Source organism: Pseudomonas sp. GW821-FHT01A09, assembly GCF_058986725.1.
The window spans coordinates 1-19,556 of record NZ_JBYSWB010000048.1 but is presented as its reverse complement, the minus strand read 5'-3'; the positions used below and the strand labels follow the sequence as shown (position 1 = coordinate 19,556).

Annotated in this window: 20 protein-coding genes; 15 read left to right on the top strand and 5 right to left on the bottom strand. The window is 64.2% G+C overall.

Features of this window, described 5'->3' with window-relative positions; all coding sequences use genetic code 11:
- Positions 1-368 precede the first annotated feature (368 nt).
- The gene (locus AC3WJP_RS28165) at positions 369-1,517 is read left to right on the top strand and encodes a lactonase family protein (protein ID WP_493724437.1); all 1,149 of its coding nucleotides are present in this window, start codon (positions 369-371) and stop codon (positions 1,515-1,517) included.
- Between the two features lie 534 nt (positions 1,518-2,051).
- Positions 2,052-2,372 (top strand): hypothetical protein, encoded by a 321-nt coding sequence (locus AC3WJP_RS28160; protein WP_493724436.1) that lies wholly within the window; start codon positions 2,052-2,054, stop codon positions 2,370-2,372.
- Between the two features lie 64 nt (positions 2,373-2,436).
- Here the strand turns inward: AC3WJP_RS28160 and AC3WJP_RS28155 are convergent, their stop codons facing one another.
- Positions 2,437-2,961 carry a cupin gene (locus tag AC3WJP_RS28155; protein ID WP_493724438.1) on the bottom strand — a complete coding sequence of 175 codons (525 nt, stop codon included), beginning with the start codon at positions 2,959-2,961 and terminating at the stop codon, positions 2,437-2,439.
- Between the two features lie 330 nt (positions 2,962-3,291).
- Here AC3WJP_RS28155 and AC3WJP_RS28150 point away from each other — a divergent pair, with 330 nt between their 5' ends.
- Genes AC3WJP_RS28150 through AC3WJP_RS28120 form a run of 7 tightly spaced genes read left to right on the top strand, consistent with a single transcriptional unit; the run spans position 3,292 to position 10,596 of the window.
- Positions 3,292-3,804: a MaoC family dehydratase gene (locus AC3WJP_RS28150; RefSeq protein WP_226504642.1), complete on the top strand. Its 513-nt coding sequence runs from the start codon at positions 3,292-3,294 to the stop codon at positions 3,802-3,804.
- 55 nt (positions 3,805-3,859) lie between these two features.
- Positions 3,860-5,251 (top strand): MFS transporter, encoded by a 1,392-nt coding sequence (locus tag AC3WJP_RS28145; RefSeq protein ID WP_493724435.1) that lies wholly within the window; start codon positions 3,860-3,862, stop codon positions 5,249-5,251.
- A complete protein-coding gene (locus AC3WJP_RS28140; protein ID WP_493724434.1) occupies positions 5,248-6,639 on the top strand; it encodes an MmgE/PrpD family protein in 1,392 nt (463 codons plus the stop codon). The genes AC3WJP_RS28145 and AC3WJP_RS28140 overlap by 4 nt, the downstream gene beginning before the upstream one ends.
- A 19-nt stretch (positions 6,640-6,658) precedes the next feature.
- Entirely contained in the window at positions 6,659-7,810 is a 1,152-nt protein-coding gene (locus AC3WJP_RS28135; protein ID WP_493724433.1) for an acyl-CoA dehydrogenase family protein, read from the top strand.
- The gene (locus AC3WJP_RS28130) at positions 7,807-8,985 is read left to right on the top strand and encodes a CaiB/BaiF CoA transferase family protein (RefSeq protein WP_493724432.1); all 1,179 of its coding nucleotides are present in this window, start codon (positions 7,807-7,809) and stop codon (positions 8,983-8,985) included. The genes AC3WJP_RS28135 and AC3WJP_RS28130 overlap by 4 nt, the downstream gene beginning before the upstream one ends.
- A complete protein-coding gene (locus AC3WJP_RS28125) occupies positions 8,986-9,753 on the top strand; it encodes a GntR family transcriptional regulator (RefSeq protein WP_493724431.1) in 768 nt (255 codons plus the stop codon).
- Positions 9,754-9,798: 45 nt separating this feature from the next.
- On the top strand, positions 9,799-10,596 hold the full coding sequence (locus AC3WJP_RS28120; RefSeq protein ID WP_493724430.1) for an HpcH/HpaI aldolase/citrate lyase family protein: 798 nt from the start codon (positions 9,799-9,801) through the stop codon (positions 10,594-10,596).
- A 213-nt stretch (positions 10,597-10,809) separates the two neighbouring features.
- Here the strand turns inward: AC3WJP_RS28120 and AC3WJP_RS28115 are convergent, their stop codons facing one another.
- From AC3WJP_RS28115 to AC3WJP_RS28105, 3 genes are all read right to left on the bottom strand, one after another.
- The gene (locus AC3WJP_RS28115; RefSeq protein WP_493724429.1) at positions 10,810-11,538 is read right to left on the bottom strand and encodes a CbtA family protein; all 729 of its coding nucleotides are present in this window, start codon (positions 11,536-11,538) and stop codon (positions 10,810-10,812) included.
- Between the two features lie 266 nt (positions 11,539-11,804).
- Positions 11,805-12,689, bottom strand: coding sequence for a LysR family transcriptional regulator (locus AC3WJP_RS28110; RefSeq protein WP_493724428.1), 885 nt, complete (start codon positions 12,687-12,689; stop codon positions 11,805-11,807).
- Positions 12,690-12,761: 72 nt separating this feature from the next.
- Complete coding sequence (locus AC3WJP_RS28105) at positions 12,762-14,012, bottom strand: YbfB/YjiJ family MFS transporter (RefSeq protein WP_493724427.1); 1,251 nt, start codon at positions 14,010-14,012, stop codon at positions 12,762-12,764.
- Positions 14,013-14,477: 465 nt separating this feature from the next.
- On the opposite strand from AC3WJP_RS28105, the gene AC3WJP_RS28100 reads away from it, so the two are divergent.
- Both AC3WJP_RS28100 and ggt read left to right on the top strand, forming a co-directional pair.
- A complete protein-coding gene (locus tag AC3WJP_RS28100) occupies positions 14,478-15,179 on the top strand; it encodes a GNAT family N-acetyltransferase (RefSeq protein ID WP_493724426.1) in 702 nt (233 codons plus the stop codon).
- 109 nt (positions 15,180-15,288) lie between these two features.
- The gene (gene ggt, locus AC3WJP_RS28095; RefSeq protein WP_493724425.1) at positions 15,289-16,986 is read left to right on the top strand and encodes a gamma-glutamyltransferase; all 1,698 of its coding nucleotides are present in this window, start codon (positions 15,289-15,291) and stop codon (positions 16,984-16,986) included.
- Between the two features lie 167 nt (positions 16,987-17,153).
- On the opposite strand, the gene AC3WJP_RS28090 is transcribed toward ggt, so the two are convergent.
- Positions 17,154-17,276, bottom strand: a complete 123-nt coding sequence (locus AC3WJP_RS28090) for a hypothetical protein (RefSeq protein ID WP_493723953.1) — start codon at positions 17,274-17,276, stop codon at positions 17,154-17,156.
- A 184-nt stretch (positions 17,277-17,460) separates the two neighbouring features.
- Between AC3WJP_RS28090 and AC3WJP_RS28085 the strand changes: the two genes are divergently transcribed.
- From AC3WJP_RS28085 to AC3WJP_RS28070, 4 genes are read left to right on the top strand one after another with little or no spacing between them, the layout of a single operon-like run.
- Positions 17,461-17,781 carry a YXWGXW repeat-containing protein gene (locus AC3WJP_RS28085; RefSeq protein WP_493723954.1) on the top strand — a complete coding sequence of 107 codons (321 nt, stop codon included), beginning with the start codon at positions 17,461-17,463 and terminating at the stop codon, positions 17,779-17,781.
- Positions 17,782-17,822: 41 nt separating this feature from the next.
- On the top strand, positions 17,823-18,509 hold the full coding sequence (locus tag AC3WJP_RS28080; RefSeq protein WP_493723955.1) for an RNA polymerase sigma factor: 687 nt from the start codon (positions 17,823-17,825) through the stop codon (positions 18,507-18,509).
- Positions 18,509-18,940: a hypothetical protein gene (locus AC3WJP_RS28075; protein WP_493723956.1), complete on the top strand. Its 432-nt coding sequence runs from the start codon at positions 18,509-18,511 to the stop codon at positions 18,938-18,940. Before AC3WJP_RS28080 ends, AC3WJP_RS28075 begins: the two co-directional genes overlap by 1 nt.
- Positions 18,937-19,380: a periplasmic heavy metal sensor gene (locus tag AC3WJP_RS28070; RefSeq protein WP_493723957.1), complete on the top strand. Its 444-nt coding sequence runs from the start codon at positions 18,937-18,939 to the stop codon at positions 19,378-19,380. The genes AC3WJP_RS28075 and AC3WJP_RS28070 overlap by 4 nt, the downstream gene beginning before the upstream one ends.
- Positions 19,381-19,556 lie beyond the last annotated feature (176 nt).

Below are 19,556 nucleotides of genomic sequence, written 5' to 3'. Positions count from 1 at the left end.
TGCCCGTATCTTGCGATACGGGCATTTTCTGGAATTGGCAAGCATATTTCCAGGGTTTCCACACAGTCTGATGGATGCCGGCTAAGCCCCGCTGGGCCATGGAAGGCCCATCGGGGCGTGCCCTGCGCAAGCGTGCCTCCACGCGGGAACCCCTCGCGCCAGCGAGGGGCCAATGGTGGGGGCGGCGACCCCAAGGCCGGCTCGAAAGCAGAACCCCCCCGATCCAACAGGCACCAACACCAACACCCACAATGGATCGCGCAGCCACCACCACGGTCACATAGCAAACAAGCGCCCCATCTTGTTCAACGAGGAAGAGGTATGACAACATACAAGCCCAAAATAAAAATCATAAAAGGATCCATGTCATGCCCCGCTTCTCCCACCTCATCTCACCTCTGGTACTCGCCATGGCCCTGACATCCGGTGCCGTTCACGCACGCACATTCGTCTACGTTTCCAATGCCGCCGATGGCACCGTCTCGACCTTTCGCATGAACGAACAGAGCGGAGAGCTGACCGCCGTACAGACCGTGGCCAGCGGCAAGAACGTGATGCCCATGACCGTCAGCCCCGATCGCCGTCATCTCTACGCCGCCGTGCGCTCCACACCGTACAACGTACAAAGCTTTTCGATCGACACCCAGGACGGCCACCTGACGCTGCTGGCCACCACCCCGGTGGAAGAGTCCCTGGCCTATATCTCGCTCGACAACACCGGCAAATCACTGTTCGGGTCGTCGTACGACAACGATGTCCTGACCGTCAACACCATCGTCAACGGGGTCGTTACCGGGCCCGCAACGCAAAGCTTCAAGACCGAACAACATGCCCACTCGGTGCGCATCGATCACAGCAACCAGTATGTCTACGTCGCCAACCTGGGTGGCCAGCAGGTCTACCAATACCGCTACGACGCCAAGACCGGCAAAGTCAGCCCCAACGACCCGGCCAAAGTCGCCGCCCCACAGGGCATCGGCCCGCGGCATACCGAATTGTCCCCGGACAACCGCTTCCTCTACGTCCTGGGTGAACTGCACGACAGCGTCATCACCTACGCCCTGGACAGCAAGACCGGCCAACTTCACCAGGTTGCAGTGACCGCCGGCCTGCCCGCCGACACCACCCTCGTGCCGGGCGCACCGCGCGGCCCGGACCGAGTCAAGACCCCCGGCATGCAGCCCCACGCCGACAACAGCAACGACATCTGGGCCGCCGACATCCACATCACCCCGGATGGCAACTTCCTCTACACCTCCGAACGCACCTCCAGCGTGCTATCGCTGTTCAAGGTCAACAAGGCCAACGGCGCCCTCAGCTTCGTCAAGACCTTCAAGACCGAACGACAGCCCCGCGGCTTCGGCATCACCCCAGACAGCAAATTCCTCATCTGCAGTGGCGAAAAATCCAATCAAGTGTCGGTCTTCGCCATCGAAGGCCACAGCGGCGAGCTGACCCTCAAATCACAGGCCCCAGTCGGCAACGGTGCCAACTGGGTGTCGATCGTCAAGCGCTAGGCGTTGTACCGGGTCGATACCGCAATGGCATCGACCCGCCCCGCCGGTTGATGACACGACATTTCTGCCAATATGTAGTGACAAATATTTTCCACTACAAAAATGATTGACGCCTTTCAAACGCCCTTGCATGATGAGGCCGTCTCCCTGATCGGGAGCGCTGGCAAGGGATAAGTGAAGGAAGGATTCAGCGAGCTGCCGAATCCCTCTGTGTGATGTGAACTGCCCACAAGGCAGCGTGATGAAGCTGACTGGCATGATCGTCCAACGGGCGCGCAGTGCTGGCGAGATGTTCTCATACTGCCCAGGCGGCCTGCGAAGGCCCTCGCCAGCCAGTCTGCGGATGTCAGCCCGCCTACCCTACCGACATTTATGTAGCGACGCCGATTCATCACTACTTCTCTTCCCCCTGCCAACCCGCAGATGCCGGCGAATGCTGTCGCGGGCGTCGTGCAGCGCCGATCAACTGGCCAATTGGGTGCCATGTTTGAGCTCACCAACAGACAGATCAATGAATGGTCAAAGGGGTTACAGATGAACCTGAACAATCAGCCTACCGTAGAACAACTCGCTCAACTGATCGCCCAGCAGCGCGACACCGTCGACTGCCACATCCTCTGGGTGTGCGAAGACGGCAACGTGCATATCGACCGACTCGCCGATCATCCCGGTGAAAGCGAGTTCGAGCAGACCAGGCCGAACATGCGCGCGCGCCTGAAGATGTACCGCCGTGGCCAGGGCTACCTGGGCAAGAAGGCGGCCGCCGATACCGAGTACGTCGGCCGCGTGTTGCAGACGCTCGAAGGCGTCTGGGGCGAGGTCAAGGAAGTGAAGGTGGTCGATCGGTATTGCTGATCCCGCCGCTGTCTTTAGCGAGACCCGCACCCCGACGAGTCATGGTCGGGGTGTTGGTCTGTGCTCATACCGACCGCCACTCCTTCACCACCCCACCCTCACCCCCCAACACCGGATCACTGTGCGGAAACGGCAACTTCGCAATTGCGGCGATCTGCGCATCCGTCACCGGATCGCGATTGATGTCGCCTTCCTGTCCCGGCGGATACGCGCCCACCACCATGAAGTCGTCGCTCGAGCCCAGGTTGCAATGCCCGGTGCCGGCCGGCAGCAGCAACACATCGCCCGCCTTCACCTCCACGACATGCCCGTTCGGACCGCCGAGCATGAGCTTCGCGTTGCCGGCGTATACCCCCAGCACCTCATGCCCATGGACGTGATAGTGATGATAGGTAAACACGCCATAACGCCACTGCGGCGGCCAGCCGTCGGCCTTGAAGGTCTGCTCGAACAACGCCGCCGGGTCAATGCCGCTGACCGCAAGCGCGGCGGGATAGATCAATACCGGCAGCTTCGGATTATTGGGGATCCCGCCATTGCGCTTGAGCATCAGCGTCTGCACGGTAGGTGCGGCCATGACCTGCTTCATTGAAAGTCCTCCGGCGCCGAGCAGACCCAGCGCAGTGAATGTAGTGAAGTGACGTCGGGCAATGGCCATGGTGCTCTCCCAGCTGAACTGACGACGGACTGAAACCGTTCTCAACGGTAATTCGATCCGCCCGCCATCGCAAGTTTCTGGTGCGCCGACCAACGGTATCCCGCCACCAGCACTCGCCATCCAGAGCGCTTGCTTCACAAGCAACCATCACTTGGACACACCACGCGACGCGTCCACATAGTTGACGACCATAGCCAAAGAGCTACCGTAGATGTTGTCCGGACAACCGGATAACACCAAAACAACAAGAGGATCTTCGCCATGGGCGCCATCGAAATCAGTCCGCAACGCTACCGCGCCAGTTACGGCCGCTTCTTCGAGGAATTCACCGTCGGTGACGTCTACGAACATCGCCCTGGCCGGACCCTGACCGAAGCGGACAATATCCACTTCTCCCTGCTGACCATGAACTTCCACCCCATGCACTGCGACGCCGCCTACGCCGCCAAAAGCGAATTCGGCCAGTTGCTGGTCAACAGCGGCCTCACCGTCGCGGTGGTGCTGGGCATGACCGTCAACGACGTCAGCGGCAAGGCCATCGCCAACCTCGGCTGGAAAGAGATCAACCTCACCGCCCCGGTGTTCTGCGGCGACACCCTCTACGCCGAATCCGAAGTGCTGGAAAAGCGCGAATCCAAGTCGCGTCCCACCCAAGGCATCGTCACCGTCAAGACCCGCGCCTTCAAGCAGGACGGCACCCCGGTGATGGACTTCATCCGCACCGCCCTGATCGCCCGGGTCGGCTTTGAAAACGGCGGTGAGAACAACCGCTGACGGCCACATCCAATAGCGATACCTCCGCCAAAAACAACAACTGGAGAGTGCTGTGATGATCAACGTGAGCTCAGGCGCGCGCCTCGACAGGCTGCCCTTGTCGCGCTTCCACTGGAAAATCCTCGGCCTGATCAGCGCCGGGGCCTGCATCGATGCCTATGACGTGTACATCGCCGGCGGCGTCAGCGCGGCAATGTTCAAGGACGGCTTTTCGACCCTGGCGCAAAACGCGCTGTTCGTCTCCGCCGGCTTCTTCGGCATGGTCATCGGGGCCGCGCTGGCCGGCTGGCTGGGCGATCACCTGGGCCGCCGCGCCTCCTATCAATTCAACCTGCTGCTGTTCGGCCTGGCATCGCTGGCCGCCTGCTTCGCCCCGAACATCGAAACCCTCATCGGCCTGCGCTTCATCATGGGCATCGGCCTGGGTGCAGAGTTGGTAATTGCCGCTGGCACCCTCAGCGAATTCATCCCGCCCAGATTTCGCGGTCGCTGGATCTCCTTGCTGGCCTTGATCGTCAATTCCGGCCTGGTGCTGGCCACCTCGATCGGCTATGTGGTGATCCCCAACCTGGGCTGGCGCTGGATGTTCGCCATTGCCGGGGTTGGCGCGGTGATCATCTGGGTGCTGCGTCACCGCATGCCCGAATCGCCGCGTTGGCTGGAATCCCAGGGCCGCCTGGAAGACGCCGAGCGCACCGTGAGCGATATCGAGGCGCAAGTGATCGCCCAGCACGGCGCGATCCCCGATTGCCCACGCACGCAGAATCTGGAAACCCCCAAAGCCCCTTTCAGCGCCCTGTTCAGCCGCGCCATCCTACCCCGTACCCTCACTGCGGCCATGACCGCCATCGCTGTCAACGTCGCCGTGTACGGCTTCGTCGCCTGGCTGCCGACCTTCTTCGTCAGCGAGGGCCTGACCGTGGTCAAGTCGCTGGGCTTCACCACCTTGATGTCGTTCGGCGCTCCCGCCGGCGCGCTGCTCGGCCTGGCCATCGCCGACCGCCTGGGCCGTGCCCGTGGCCTGGTGCTGTTCGCGGTACTGGCCATCGTGCTCGGCATCATCTACCCGAACATGACCAGCGGCGTCGGCATCACTGGCGTCGGCTTCGCCCTGGTGACCTGCATCTACACCATCGTCACCTTCGGCCTGTTCGGCTACGTGCCAGAGCTGTTCCCCACCCATCTGCGACTGCGCGGTACCGGCACTGCGGGTGTCTGCGGGCGACTGGCATCGATGGCCACGTCCTATCTGGCCGTCATCCTGTTCGCCAACTTCGGCCTTATTGGCGTGCTGGCGATGGTCTCCAGCTGCCTGCTGCTGATGGCCCTGGCGATTCTGCTACTGGGCGTCGACACCAACCAGAGCACCCTTGAAGACATCGCCCCGGGCGCTGGCGGCAAACGCCTGCGCCGCTCTTTACACAGCGCCGCCGGAGAAAGCCGATGAACACCGAACATTCCATCACCTTGGCCGAACAGCTGGCCGATTTCGCCGCGCAACTGCGTCCCGAAGATATTCCGGCGCCGGTCCGCGAACGCGCTCGCCACCTGATGCTCGACGCCACCGGCATCGCCTGCGCCTCCACCGGCTACGAGTTCGCCCAACGCACCCTGAATGCCGCCCGTGAACTGGGTGAAGGCGACAGCGACGTCATCGCCATGGGCGCCAAGCTGTCGTTGCGCGACGCGATTCTGCTCAATGGCGTGCTGGTGCATGGCCTGGACTACGACGACACCCACGGCCGCGGGGTGATCCACGCCACCGCCAGCTGCTACCCGACGGCACTCGGGGTCGCCGCCAGGCTGGGCGCCAGCGGCGCCGACCTGCTGTGCGCCTATGTGGTCGGCATGGAACTGGCCACTCGCATCGCCTCGGTGGCCAAAGGCGGTTTCCATCAGGTGGGCTTCCACCCCACCGGACTGGTGGGCGCCTTCGCCTGCGCGGTGATCGCCGGCAAGTTGCAAGGCCAGACCGCCGCGCAACTGGCCCATGCCCAGGGCATCGCCCTGAGCACCGCTTCCGGCAGCCTGGAGTTTCTCGAAGACGGCGCCTGGACCAAACGCATGCATCCGGGCTGGGCCGGGGTCGCCGGGCTCACTGCGGCGACCTTGGCGCGCCACGGTTTCATCGGCCCGAAAGCCACCTATGAGGGCCGCTTCGGGCTGTTCAACAGCCACCTTGGCGAACGCGCCGCCGAATGCGATTACAGCCTGGCCAGCGCCGACCTCGGCGAGGTGTGGGAAGTCACCCAGGTGGCCGTCAAGCCACTGCCGGCCTGCCACTTCACCCACGCCTGCGCCGATGCCGCCATCCAGCTGCGCCAGCAGGGCGTGCGCAGCGAAGACGTGCGTAGCATCACCGCCCTGGTGCCCAAGGAAACCGTCGGCATCGTCTGCGAGCCGGTCGCCAGCAAACGGCGGCCGAAAAACAGCTACGAAGCGCAGTTCAGCATTCCCTATGCGGTGGCCAGCGGGCTGCTGCGCGGACGCTACGGCCTGGCCGAACAAGAGGCCCAGGCGCTGACCGATCCGCAGGTGCTGGCACTGGCCGACAAGGTCGAATACGCCATCGATCCGGCCTCCGGCTTCCCTCGCCATTACTCCGGCGAAGTGCTGATCACCCTCAACGACGGCCGCGTGCTGCGCCACCGTGAAGCGATCAACCGCGGCAGCAGCGACCGCCCCTTGAGCAACGCCGAGATCGTCGAGAAATTCCGCGAGAACGCCGCCACCACCCAATCACCGCAACGGGTCGACGCACTGCTCGATGCCGTCCTCAACCTCGAAGACCGCCCTGCCCGCGCCTGCTCCCAGGCGTTGGCGGCCCGCGCTTGAAGCCATAAGGAAACCTGCCATGAACGAATACGACGAACAGGAAAGCATGATCCTCGACGCCCTCGACCGCTTCCTCGAGGTCGAGGCCAAACCCTACGTACACGAGCTGGAAAAGAACGATATCTACCCCGAAGAGATGGTCGAGAAGATGAAGTCCATGGGCTTGTTCGGTTGCATCATCCCCGCCGAATATGGTGGGTTGGGCCTGTCCACTTCGACCTACGCGAAGATCGTCGAGCGCATTTCCTGCACCTGGATGTCGCTGTCGGGGATCGTCAATTCGCACCTGATCGTCGCCAGTGCCATCCACCGTCACGGTACCGATTGGCAGAAGGAGTATTACCTGCCGCGTCTGGCCAGCGGCGAAATGCGCGCCGCCGTGGGCTTCACCGAGCCCGACACCGGCACCGACCTGCAAGCCATCCGCACCACGGCGCGGCGCGAGGGCGATCACTACATCGTCAACGGCGCCAAGACCTGGATCACCAACAGCCTGCACGGCCATGTGGTGGCGCTGCTGGTCAAGACCGACACCACCGCACAGCCGCGGCACAAGGGCATGAGCTGGCTGATCGCCGAGAAAGGCCCGGGCTTCAAGGTTGCGCGCAAGCTGGAGAAGCTCGGCTACAAGGGTATCGACACCTGCGAGCTGGTGTTCGAAGACTTCAAGGTGCCGGTCAACTGCCTGATCGGCGGGGTCGAGGGCGTGGGCCTCAAGCAGGTGCTCTCGGGCCTGGAGCTGGGTCGTATCAACGTCGCTGCCCGCGGTGTCGGCGTGGCCCGCGCTGCTTTGCAGGAGGCGACCAGCTACTCGCAGATCCGCAAGACCTTCGGCAAGCCGATCTGCGAGCACCAGGCCATCCAGCTCAAGCTCGGCGAAATGGCCACCCGCGTCGAAGCCGCGCGCCTGCTCACCGAGTCGGCCGCCAACGCTTATGACAAAGGCCTGCGCTGCGACATGGAGGCCGGCATGGCCAAGTACTTCGCCACCGAAGCGGCGCTGGAGAACGCCATCGAAGCCATGCGCATACATGGCGGCTACGGCTACTCCAAGGAGTACAACGTCGAGCGCCTGTACCGCGACGCGCCACTGCTGACCATCGGCGAAGGCACCAACGAGATGCAGCGCATCATCATTGCCCGTCAACTGATCGAGAGGAATCCGGTATGAGCCTGCCCCTTGCCGGTGTGCGCATCATCGCGGTCGAACAATACGGTGCCGGCCCATTCGGTACCCAACACCTGGCCGATCTCGGTGCCGAGGTGATCAAGGTCGAGAACCCGGTGGAAGGTGGCGAAGTCGGCCGCGCGGTCGGACCGTACTTCTTCGAAGAGGGCGACAGTCATTTCTTCCAGTCCTTCAATCGCAATAAAAAAAGCGTGACCCTCAATCTCAAGGACCCGGCCGACAAGGCCACCCTGATCGAGCTGATCAAGACCGCCGATGCGCTCTACGACAATCTGCGTGGCGACCTGCCGGCCAAGCTCGGGTTGACCTACGCGGACCTCGCCGAGCACAACCCGAAACTGGTGTGCGCACACCTGTCGGCCTATGGCCGCGAGGGCGAACGCAAGGCCTGGCCCGGCTACGACTACCTGATGCAGGCCGAGGCCGGCTATTGCGCCATCACCGGCGAACCCGGTGGGCCGCCCGCGCGCTTCGGCATCTCGATCATCGACATGATGACCGGCACCACCGCCGCCCTGGCGCTGCTGGCGGCGCTGGTGGGCGCGCGGGCCACCGGCATCGGTCGGGACATCGACGTAAGCCTGTATGACGTGGCCATGCACAACCTCAACTACCTGGGCACCTGGTACCTCAACGACGGCATCAAGACCGACCGCGCGCCGCGCTCGGCGCACCCGTCGCTGACCCCCAGCCAGATGTACCGGACCCAGGACGGCTGGATGTTCATCATGTGCAACAAGGAAAAGTTCTGGGGCATACTGGCGCAACTGATCGGCCGTCCGGAGTGGGCCAGCGACCCGCGCTACTGCAACTTCAAGGCGCGCCTGGCCCACCGCGATCAGCTCACCGAGGAACTCGACGCCGTGCTGATGACTGCTACCACCGAGCAATGGCTCAAGCATTTTGCCGGTCAGGTGCCTGCCGCGCCGGTCAACGACGTCGGCCAGGCGCTGGACAATCCCTTTGCCCTCGCCCAGGGCCTGATCGTCGAGTCCGAGCACCCGGCGCGGGGCACCATCAAGACCCTCGCCTGCCCGATCCGCTGCCCCGGCGAGACCCTGCCGCGCCAGGCCGCGCCACGCCTCGGCGCACACAATCAGAGCGTATTGGGGCCGCTGCGCGCCGTGCCGCCGCGCAAAGCCGCTGGAGTGATCTGAATGAGCCAGGATTCGCCTTCGCCACTGGGCGGCGGGCAGCCGCGCTACCTGCTGCTGGCGCAAGCCTTGATGGACGACATCAAGGCCGCGCGCTACCCGCTGGACAGCCTGCTGCCCACCGAACACGAGCTGTGCCAGCAGTTCGGCGTCAGCCGCCACACCGTGCGCGAGGCGATCCGCCGGCTCTGCGATCTGGGCCTGATTCACAAGCAGCACGGCATCGGCAGCCGGGTCAAGGCGGTGGAGGTGGCGGCGCGCTATGTGCAAGCCCATGCCGACATCACTGACCTGCACCAGTACGTGCGCGACGTGCATCTGGACATCCATGGCATCAGCGATATCAGCGCCGACGCCGAACAGGCACAGTGGCTGGAGTGTCAGCCCGGGCAGGAATGGCTATGCGTCAGCGGCCTGCGTTTTCGCCAGGGCGACCAGCTACCCCTGGCGTTCACCCACGCCTATATCGCCCGCGCCTACCGCAGCGTGGCGGAGGATCTGGGCGACGGTCGCGAACCGATCTATGCCTTGATCGAGCGGCGCTTCGACCTGCGCGTCACTGACGTGCGCCAGGACATCAGCGCCGTGCTCATCGAAGCCGACGACGCCCAGCGCCTGCAGGTGGCACCGGGCTCGGCGGGGCTGCGGATCATCCGCCGCTACTACGGCCACAACCAGGAATTGCTCGAAGTGGCGGTCAGCCTGCACCCCGGCGAGCGCTTCAGCTATTCCTTCAGCCAACACCTCAAATGGCAGGGCGCGGCGCCCTGACAGCGCCCGCCTGCACGTTATCGATCCAACGACGGAGCCCACACCATGGTTGCTCGATCCTATCTGTTCGTCCCCGGTGACCGCCCCGAGCGCTTCGACAAAGCCTGCGCGGCTGGCGCCGATGTGGTGATCATCGATCTTGAAGATGCCGTCAGCCCCGAAGGCAAGGACGCCGCGCGCGCTGCCATCGATCACTGGCTGCGCGCTGGCGGTCGTGCCTGGGTGCGCCTCAATGGCAGCGATACCGCGTGGTACCAGGATGATTGCTCGCTGCTCGATTGCCCCGGACTGCTCGGCGTGTCGCTGCCCAAGGCCGAAAGCGCCACGCAACTGGCGCAGCTGGCCGCACGGCTGCCGGGCGAGTTGGGCATTTTGCCGATCGTCGAAACCGCCCGCGGCCTCTGGCAGGTCGCTGAACTGGCGCAGGCGCCCAAGGTTGTGCGCCTGGCGTTCGGCTCGGTGGATTTTCAGGTCGATACCGGCATTGTCGGCGACGACCAGCAGCTGTTGTTCGCTCGCTCGCAACTGGTGATGGCCTCGGCCATGGCGCGGATCGAGGCGCCGGTGGATGGCGTGACCGTCGACTTGAACGACGCAGCCCTGCTCACCCATGAGGTCGAACGGGCGCGCCTGCAAGGCTTTGGCGGCAAACTCTGCGTACACCCCAGGCAGGTGCAGGCCATCAACGACGGCCTGCGCCCCCATGCCAGCGAAGTGCAATGGGCGCGCTCGGTGATGGAGATCGTCGATGCCAGCCAGGGCGTCGGCGCGCTGAGCCTCAACGGCAAGCTCATCGACCTGCCGGTGATCCTGCGGGCTCGGCGGATCCTCGAGTCGGCGTGAACCGACGCGGGGATCACTTGCTCTCGCGGCTTTCCTTGTGAATCAGGTACATCACATAGCCAAAGGAGCCCAGGGTCCCCGCGACAATGATCAGCATGATCAAACCGTCCATCTTGCACCTCCACACCGTTGAATTCGGATGACGAGGCTATGGTGCGCCGCCGCTGCTTTTCATAACAGCGGCAGATTGACGATAAAAAAGCGGATCAGATGTCACGCCGAAGAGACCTGCGCCTCCACCAGCATGCGCTCGGCCCAGGCGCCGAAGATCAAGCCGATCGCCGACCACAGCACCGCTTGAATGCCCAGGGACGCCACGCGGAAATCCCACAGTGCCACCGCCGAGTAATGCTCGGGCACCGTATTGATCGATGGAAACAGCATCCCCGTGCAGGTCACGATGATGATGTACAGCAGTGCCGTCATCGTCACCCCGCCCCACAGGCCGTAGCGCGCGATGAAGCCCCAGGTGCTGCGCACGGCGATGGCCATGGCCGCGACCGATACCAGCAGCATGAGAAAGAACAGCTCGGTGCGCTGGCCGAGGGTGTCGGGGTCGCCCACCGAAGGGGGATTGGCCGGGTATTTGAGGTCCGGCACCAGGATCACCGCCACGAACGCAGCCAGCGCCAGCAATGCCGACAGACCTCGCGGCCCGATCGGCCCGACGCGGTTCAGGGCGAAGGCGAACACCAGGGCAAACAGGCCGCCCAGCGCGGTGCCATAGACCACCACGCCACTGAACAATCCATAGGACGCCTGCACCTCGCTGCTGACCAGCTGCGGCTCGTCGGTGTCGTCGCCGTGCATGTGCACCACGCTCTGCTCGAACGCGATGGCGCTGTCGACCTGCGGCTCGCCGAACACCTTGGCGAAGCCGAACGCGAGAATGCCGGCGAGCAGACCGACGAACATGCCCCTGACGAGTAAACGTCCAATCATCGAAAAACGCCTCGTGTCAGTGACCAAGAGGCCCAGCCGTCGACGACCGTCGATTGATGACGGGGGTACGACGGCTGAGCGGGATGTGGCGGAGTCTAACGACAAAATCGCCAAGCGCCTCGGGCGATCCGCGATTCTGAGTTTGTTTTCATCAATGCATCAGGGCTCTGGTAGCGAGGGGGCTTGCCCCCGAACACGTTACCGGCGATATGTTCCTGCCTGACATGACGTCAATCGGGGGCAAGCCCCCTCGCTACACCGGGGCATCAAAGCGCTCGGGTCACCAGATCGCCGAAGGCTGCTACCGGGGCCTGCAGATTGCCGAGCAGGCGCGGCTGCACCAGCCACAGGTCCATCACCGGCTTGAAATCCTTGACCACCATCGCCGCCAGGCGCTCGCGATGCACGCTGCGCTCCAGCAAGGGACGCGGCACCAGCCCCAGGCCCATGCCGTCGGCGACCAGGCCCAATTGCAGCTCGGTGCCAAAGGTCTCGAGGTTGACCTTGAGGCTCAGGCCCATATCCCCCAGTGTGCGCTGCAGGCCGGCGCGAAAACCACAACCGTCGGGGTTGAGCACCCAGCCCTGGGAGTAGCAGTCGGCGAGCTTGATCGGTTTCTTCGGCAACTGCTCGGCAGCACACACCACCACCAGCTCCAGCTTGCCCAGCGACTGGCCGACGATGTTTTCGGGAAACACCTTGCCCGCCGGGAACAATACGGCGGCGGCGTCCAGCTCGCCATTGGCGATCTTGTCGATCAACTGGCTGCCCCAACCGGTGGCCACCCGCGGCTGCAACTCGGGATAGACCTGACGCAACTGCTTGAGCGCGTCGAGCAATACCGCATCGCCCAACGACTGCGGCACCCCCAGGCGCAGCAAACCGGAGGGCGGCGTATCACTGGCGACCAACTCGCTGAGGGCATCCATCTCGCGCAGGATCGCCAGGCATTTCTGGTAGACCTGATGGCCCATCACGGTGGGCTTGAGCGGCTTGGTATTGCGATCAAACAGTTCCACACCCAAGGCTTGCTCGAAGTTCTGCACGCGGCGGGTGATCGCCGGCTGGGTCAGGGCCAGCGACTGCGCCGCGACGCTGATCGACTGGCAACGAATTACCGCCACGAAGGCGTCTATGTCATCGATTTTCATTCGGTCTGCACATGAAAAATACAAAGGAAATATCACCCAAGCATAATCCTTGTGCTGGCTTCTGACCACCTGTCATAGCACCTCGTCCGGCTGTGCCGGGTTGCCTCGACCCCGTGACCGGCGCTGCCTCCAGCCCAGTGTGAGGTAATCCAGCAGCAGCGCCAGCAGCAGCGCGCCGGCGGCAATCGCGAACAGCAGCTGATAATGCCCACCCGTGCCATTGAAGATCAGCGAGTAGAGCAGACCGGCCAGCGCCTGGAAGCTGGCGAACGCTACCGTCGCCTTGCTCCAGGCCACTTGCTGGGCATGGGCGCTGTGCTTGAGTTCGTGCACCCGTGCCAACGCCAGCGGCACGATCCCCGGCGGGAACGAACCGATCACCAACGCCAATGCGCACAACAGCAAGGGTTGCTGACTGACGCCCAACAGCCCAACCGCCACCGCCTGTACCGCCAGGGCCCAGCGAATGCCGCGCCGCGCACCCAGGCGGTCGGCCAGCAGGCCATAGACCATCGGCCCCAGAATCGCACCGACGCCATACATCACCCACACCAGCGCCGCGACCTGAGCGCCCTGCCCGAGGCCGCGGGCCACGTAGTCCACCAGAAACACCATGGCTGGCACCAGTCCGCTGGCCATCAGCGCGTACTGCGAGAACAGCAGGCGCAAGCCGCCGCCACTGGTGTCGCTGGGCTTGTGTTGCTGCACCTGAGGTGTCGCCGCCGGGGCGACCACCGCCGCCGCAGGCCAGGCAAACCAGCTTGCCGCCGTCAACACAGCCGCCACCAGCGCCAGGCCAATCCAGGTATCGCGCAGGCCCCAGTGCAGCAAGGCCGGCACCAAGGTGCCGGAACCGGCGATGCCCAGACCGATGCCGACGAAGATAGCGCCGCTGGCCAGGCCTCGACGGGTCACCGGTACGTGGGGCAACACGGTGGACGCCACCAGCACCATGATTGCGCCGCCGGCGATACCCGACAGCAGCCGCCAGACGAAGAACCAGGCAAACGACAACGGCCAGGCGCAGGCCAGGAACGACAGGCTTGCCACCACCAGCATCAGGCGCAGGGTATTCGGATTGCCGATGCGCTTGCCCAGCGGATGGCCGAGCAAGGCGCCGATCAGATAACCGGCCAGATTCGCGGCGCCGAGGTAGACCACATCGGCCTGAGCGAACCAGTGCGCGTCGATCAGTTGCGGGATCAACGGCGTGTAGGCGAACCGCGCCAGGCCGATGCTGACCAGGCTGGCACACAGGCCGGCGAAGATATGCAGCCACACGCTGTTGCGCGATTGCGGCGTGGCCGCGGCGAGAATGGACATGATGGGGCTTCCTTGAGGGGTGATGCCGTGATTCTAGGGAGCGCCCTGGCGCTGCAGAAATCAACCGCACTGATAGCGATCATCGCAAAGGACGCAGGCATCTTCGGGGCAAAAAGCGACGGAGCTGGCCAGGGAGGGGGCCGCTGCTCCGCCGAAAAGGGAGGATCGAGGTTAGCGGTTAGCGAGGCGTGAATAATGGGCACGGGCAGCCGGCCGGGTATTGCACCCCTGTGCTGAAATAACGGGCTCGTGCTGCCAATGGCTCCTTGATTCACGCCACCATTGGCTCTTGGTTGCAGGGCCATTCCCCGGTAACTTGGCGCTGGAACAGCTTCCCCCTGCGCGACCTCTTCGCGGGCAAGCCTCGCTCCCACAAGTGTACGACTGCGGCTCGGCTTGCACTGTGGGAGCGAGGCTTGCCCGCGAAGAGGCCAGCCCTGCCCGCCTCTATCAAAGGAACGCTCCATGTCTATACGCCTCAACGCCTTCAACCAGCCCATCGGCCCGGACGTCCCGGATTGGACGCCGCGCCAGCGCCCCCCACGCCAGGTCCTGCAAGGCCGCACCTGCCGGCTCGAACCGCTGAATGTCGAAGCCCACGGCGATGCTTTGTACGACGCCTACTGCGCCCAGACCGATGGCAGTGACTGGACCTACCTGTTCGTCGGCCCCTTCACCGATGCCGCCAGCTACCGTACCTACCTTCAAGGCGCCGCGGCCAGTGCCGACCCGCAACACTGGGCAGTGATCGATCAGTCCACGGGCAGCGCCGTGGGCACCCTGTCGCTGATGCGCATCGACCCGGTGCATGGCGCCATCGAAGTGGGCAACGTGACCTTTTCGCCGTTGATGAAACGCACCCCGGTGTCCACCGAGGCCCAGTACCTGTTGATGAAGTTCGTGTTCGACGAACTCGGCTACCGGCGCTATGAATGGAAGTGCGACGCCCTCAACGCGCCATCGCGTCAGGCCGCGCTGCGGCTGGGCTTCAGCTTCGAGGGCATTTTCCGCCAGGCCGTCATCTACAAGGGCCGCAGCCGCGACACTGCCTGGTTCTCGATCATCGACAGCGAATGGCCCGCCCGCCGAGCTGCCTTCGAGCGCTGGCTGGCGCCCGACAACTTCGACACCAGCGGCCAGCAGCGCAGCAAACTTGCGCAATCCTGAATAACGACGATGCTGTTAACCGTTCGCCCGCGCCCGCGGGCGTGAGCAATCCCTTTTCCTGGAAGAAGAGAGCCCCCCTTTGAAATTGGCAAACCCCACCCGGACGCTGATGGCATCGTTGTTGATCCTGAGTTGGACCTCTGTACACGCCGCCTCGGTGGCACCGGTCGCCGCCGAAAACGGCATGGTCGTCACCGCCCAGCACCTGGCCACCGAGATCGGTGTCGATGTGCTCAAGCACGGCGGCAACGCCGTCGATGCCGCGGTCGCCGTGGCCTATGCGCTGGCGGTGGTCTACCCCGCCGCTGGCAATATCGGCGGCGGCGGCTTCATGACCGTGCAACTGGCGGACGGTCGCAAGACTTTTATCGACTTCCGCGAAAAAGCCCCGCTGGCGGCCACCGCCAACATGTACCTGGACAAGGACGGCAAGGTCATCCCCGGCCTGAGCACCGACGGGCACCTGGCGGTCGGCGTGCCCGGCACCGTATCGGGCATGGAGTATGTGCTGCAGAAATACGGCACCCAGCCACGGGCGAAATTGATCGCGCCGGCCATCGCCTACGCTGAAAAAGGCTTCGTGCTGGATCAGGGTGACGTCGACATGCTCGACACCACCACCGCGGACTTTCGCAAGGACGCCAAGGATCTTGCGCCGATCTTCCTGAACCACGGCCAGCCGTTCAAGGTCGGCGAAAAGCTGGTGCAGAAGGACCTCGCCAGGACCTTGCGCAGCATCTCCGGCAAGGGCGCCGATGGCTTCTATAAAGGCTGGGTGGCCAAGGCGCTGGTGGACTCCAGCAAGGCCGGCAACGGCATCATCACCCAGGCCGACCTGGACAAATACCGGACCCGTGAGCTGCCGCCGGTGGAATGCGACTACCGCGGCTATCACATCGTCTCGGCGCCACCGCCGAGCTCCGGCGGTGTGGTGATCTGCGAGATCATGAACATCCTCGAAGGCTACCCGATGACCGATCTGGGCTACCACTCGGCCCAGGGCATGCACTACCAGATCGAAGCCATGCGTCACGCCTACGTGGATCGCAACAGCTATCTGGGCGACCCCGATTTCGTCAAGAACCCGGTGGCCCATCTGCTCGACAAAAATTATGCTGCCAGCCTGCGCGCCGCCATCGTGCCGAACAAGGCCGGGGTCAGCGCCGAACTCAAGCCCGGCGTCGCGCCCCACGAAGGCAGCAACACCACCCACTACTCTATCGTCGATAAATGGGGTAATGCCGTGGGGGTCACCTACACCCTCAACAACTGGTTCGGCGCGCGGGTGATGGCCAGCAGCACGGGGGTCATTCTCAATGACGAAATGGACGACTTCACGGTCAAGGTCGGCGTGCCCAACATGTTCGGCCTGGTGCAGGGTGAGGCCAATGCCATCGCGCCGTACAAGACACCGCTGTCGTCCATGAGCCCGACCATCGTCACCAAGGACGGCAAGCCGCTGATGGTGGTCGGCACCCCGGGTGGCAGCCGGATCATCACCGCTACCCTGCTGACCATGCTCAACGTGATCGACTACGGCATGAACATCCAGGAGGCCGTGGATGCGCCGCGCTTCCACCAGCAATGGATGCCCGAGACCACCAATCTGGAGCCGTTCACGGTCAGCGCCGATACGCGCAAGATTCTCGAAAGCTGGGGCCACAAGTTCACCGGCGCGCAACCGGCCAACCATGTGGCGGCGATTCTGGTAGGAGCACCGGCACTAGGCGCCAAACCGGTGGGCAACAACAGGTTCTACGGCGCCAATGATCCACGGCGCAACACGGGCGAGGCATTGGGTTACTGAGCCCATTGACTTGAGCACTCAAGGCACGCTTTCCCTGTGGCGAGGGGGCTTGCTCCCGATACGGTGTGTCAGTCAACACATCGGTGGCTGAAACTCCGTATCGGGAGCAAGCCCCCTCGCCACAGGGTAATTGCAACCACCGAGCCCTGTCATGATCGGATCAAGTTTCAGCGATCGTAGCGCCAGCAGCAGTGCCCGCCCCCATGCCCATGGTCCGGAAAGATGATGCAGCCACTCAGGCTGCTGAGCATCATCACGGCGGCCAGCATCAGTGCGAATCGACGGTACATGGTAATTCCTCATGGCAGTAATGACGGTGCAGCCCCTGAACGTATCGGGCTACACACATTCAACGCCGCCCACCGGCAAAATCCGTCGGTGCAAAAATAACTATTTTTTCGCGACGGATTGCGCCAGCCTCCCGCGTTCAACTCAGCAGCTACGTTCACTGTGAACGCTGCATGAGGAGACGTCATGAGCCTTCTGGCCAAGTTGCGATACGCCCTGATCATTCCCGTGGCCGCCTCGGCGCTGGCAAGTGCGCTGGCGAGTGCACCGGTTCTGGCCCGCGAATATATGCAGCAACCACCGCCGCCGCCGATGCGCGAAGAGCGTGCGCCCATGGATCGTCAGGGCTACGCCTGGGACCGCGGCCACTGGAAATGGGACGGCCGCGCTTATGTGTGGTTCCCCGGCCACTGGCAGCAGATGCGCGGCCCGGGCCGTTGGGAACCGGGGCACTGGGAAGCGCGCGGTCCGCAATGGTTCTGGGTTGAAGGGCACTGGATACGCTGACGGCCCCGGCACCGAGCGATCAGGTGCCGCGCCAGCAGACGATGAACCATTTTGCGCGCTGCTGTCTGTATCGAGGGAGACACATCGAGCGTCTCCCTCCGGCATCGGCCATCCGCTGCCGCCGATCCAGTCAACCGCCCGAGAAACACCCTTTGAACGAACCTGATCCGGACGTCGAGTTGCTGGCCCGCATCGGCCACAACGAACCGGCCGCCATCCAGGAGATGGTCAAGCGCAAGTTGCCCCGCCTGCTTGCGCTGGCCAGCCGCCTGTTGGGCGATGCCGAGGAAGCCAAGGATGTCGCTCAGGAGAGCTTTGTCAGAATCTGGAAGCACGCCGCCGATTGGCGCGCCGGCCAGGCACGCTTCGACACCTGGCTGCATCGGGTGACGTTGAACCTGTGCCACGACCGTCTGCGGCGGCGCAAGACCCAGCCGTTGGCTGAAGAAGAAATCACCGAGCTGGCAGATACCGCGCCACGCCCGGACGAGCAGCTGGAGGCCGCCGCCCAGAGCCACCAGGTCGCTGCCGCGCTGGCGGCCCTGCCCGACCGACAGCGAGAGGCCATTGTGTTGCAGTACTATCAGGGGCTATCGAATATCGAGGCGGCAGCGCTGCTGGACATCAGCGTCGAGGCACTGGAAAGCCTGTTGTCCCGGGCACGTCGTACGCTGCGCAACACGCTGGCCGCTCACCGCGGCGATGCCCGCCCAGGAGGGGGACTTTGATGACACCGCACCGTTTTACCGAGTTGGCCGAGGCCTATGGCGGTGATCTGCAACGTTGGCCCAGCGCCGAACGCGACGACGCCCGAGCGCTGCTGGCGAGCGGCGACAGCACGTTGAACGCGGTGTTGCGCCAGGCCAGCTGGCTGGATGAGCAACTCGACCAGCATCAACTGCCGGCGGTCTCGCCACAGCTGTTGCGCCAGATCGTAGCCGATGCCACGCAAGAGCGGTCGTTGTGGGCGCGGTGGTTTTCCTGGTTGTGCGGCGCCAGTTTCGTCGGCGTCGGCGTGGCGGGCGTGGCCGCCGGCATCCTGGTGGCCTCCCTGGCCCTGCCGCTGGCGGTGGAGCACGAGTACTTGCCCAATGTTTTCGACTCAGGCGATGGCGATGTCGTCTTCAACCTGGATGCTGCCGAGGAACCCCAGCAATGACCCCCCGTCGACGTTTTACCCCACTGCTGGCGGCCTCCATGCTGCTCAATGTGTTTTTGCTGGGCAGTATCGGTGGCGGCCTTTACCACTGGCGCCATCAGCAGACGGCGGCCGAACCGAGCCATTCCCACGGCTTGCGCCAGGCGTTGGCCGAACTGCCCGAAGCGCGTCGCCACGAACTGCGCCAGGCGCTGCGCCAGAGCCGCGCGGACAATCAGACCCTGCTGGCGGCCCGTCGCGAGGCACGCCAGGCGGTGGTCCAACAACTACGTGAGCCGCGTCTGGACCGCCAGGCCCTGGATCGCGACCTGAGCAAGGCCCGTGAAGCCGACGGTGCCCTGCGTGCGCAGGTCGACACCCTGCTGGCGGACTTCGCCGGCAACCTGGCGCCGGACGAGCGCCAGACCCTGGCCCGGTCGGTGTACGCGCGGGATGAGTGAACACGGTTTTTTCGCGCTGAATGTTCCGGCCCCTTCGCGGGCAAGCCCTGCTCCCACAGTCGTGCATCGCATGTGCCGACCACGGATGCCTCATCCAACCCTGTGGTGGGGGGGGGGGGGGGGGGGGGGGGGGGGGGGGGGGGGGGGGGGGGGGGGGGGGGGGGGGGGGGGGGGGG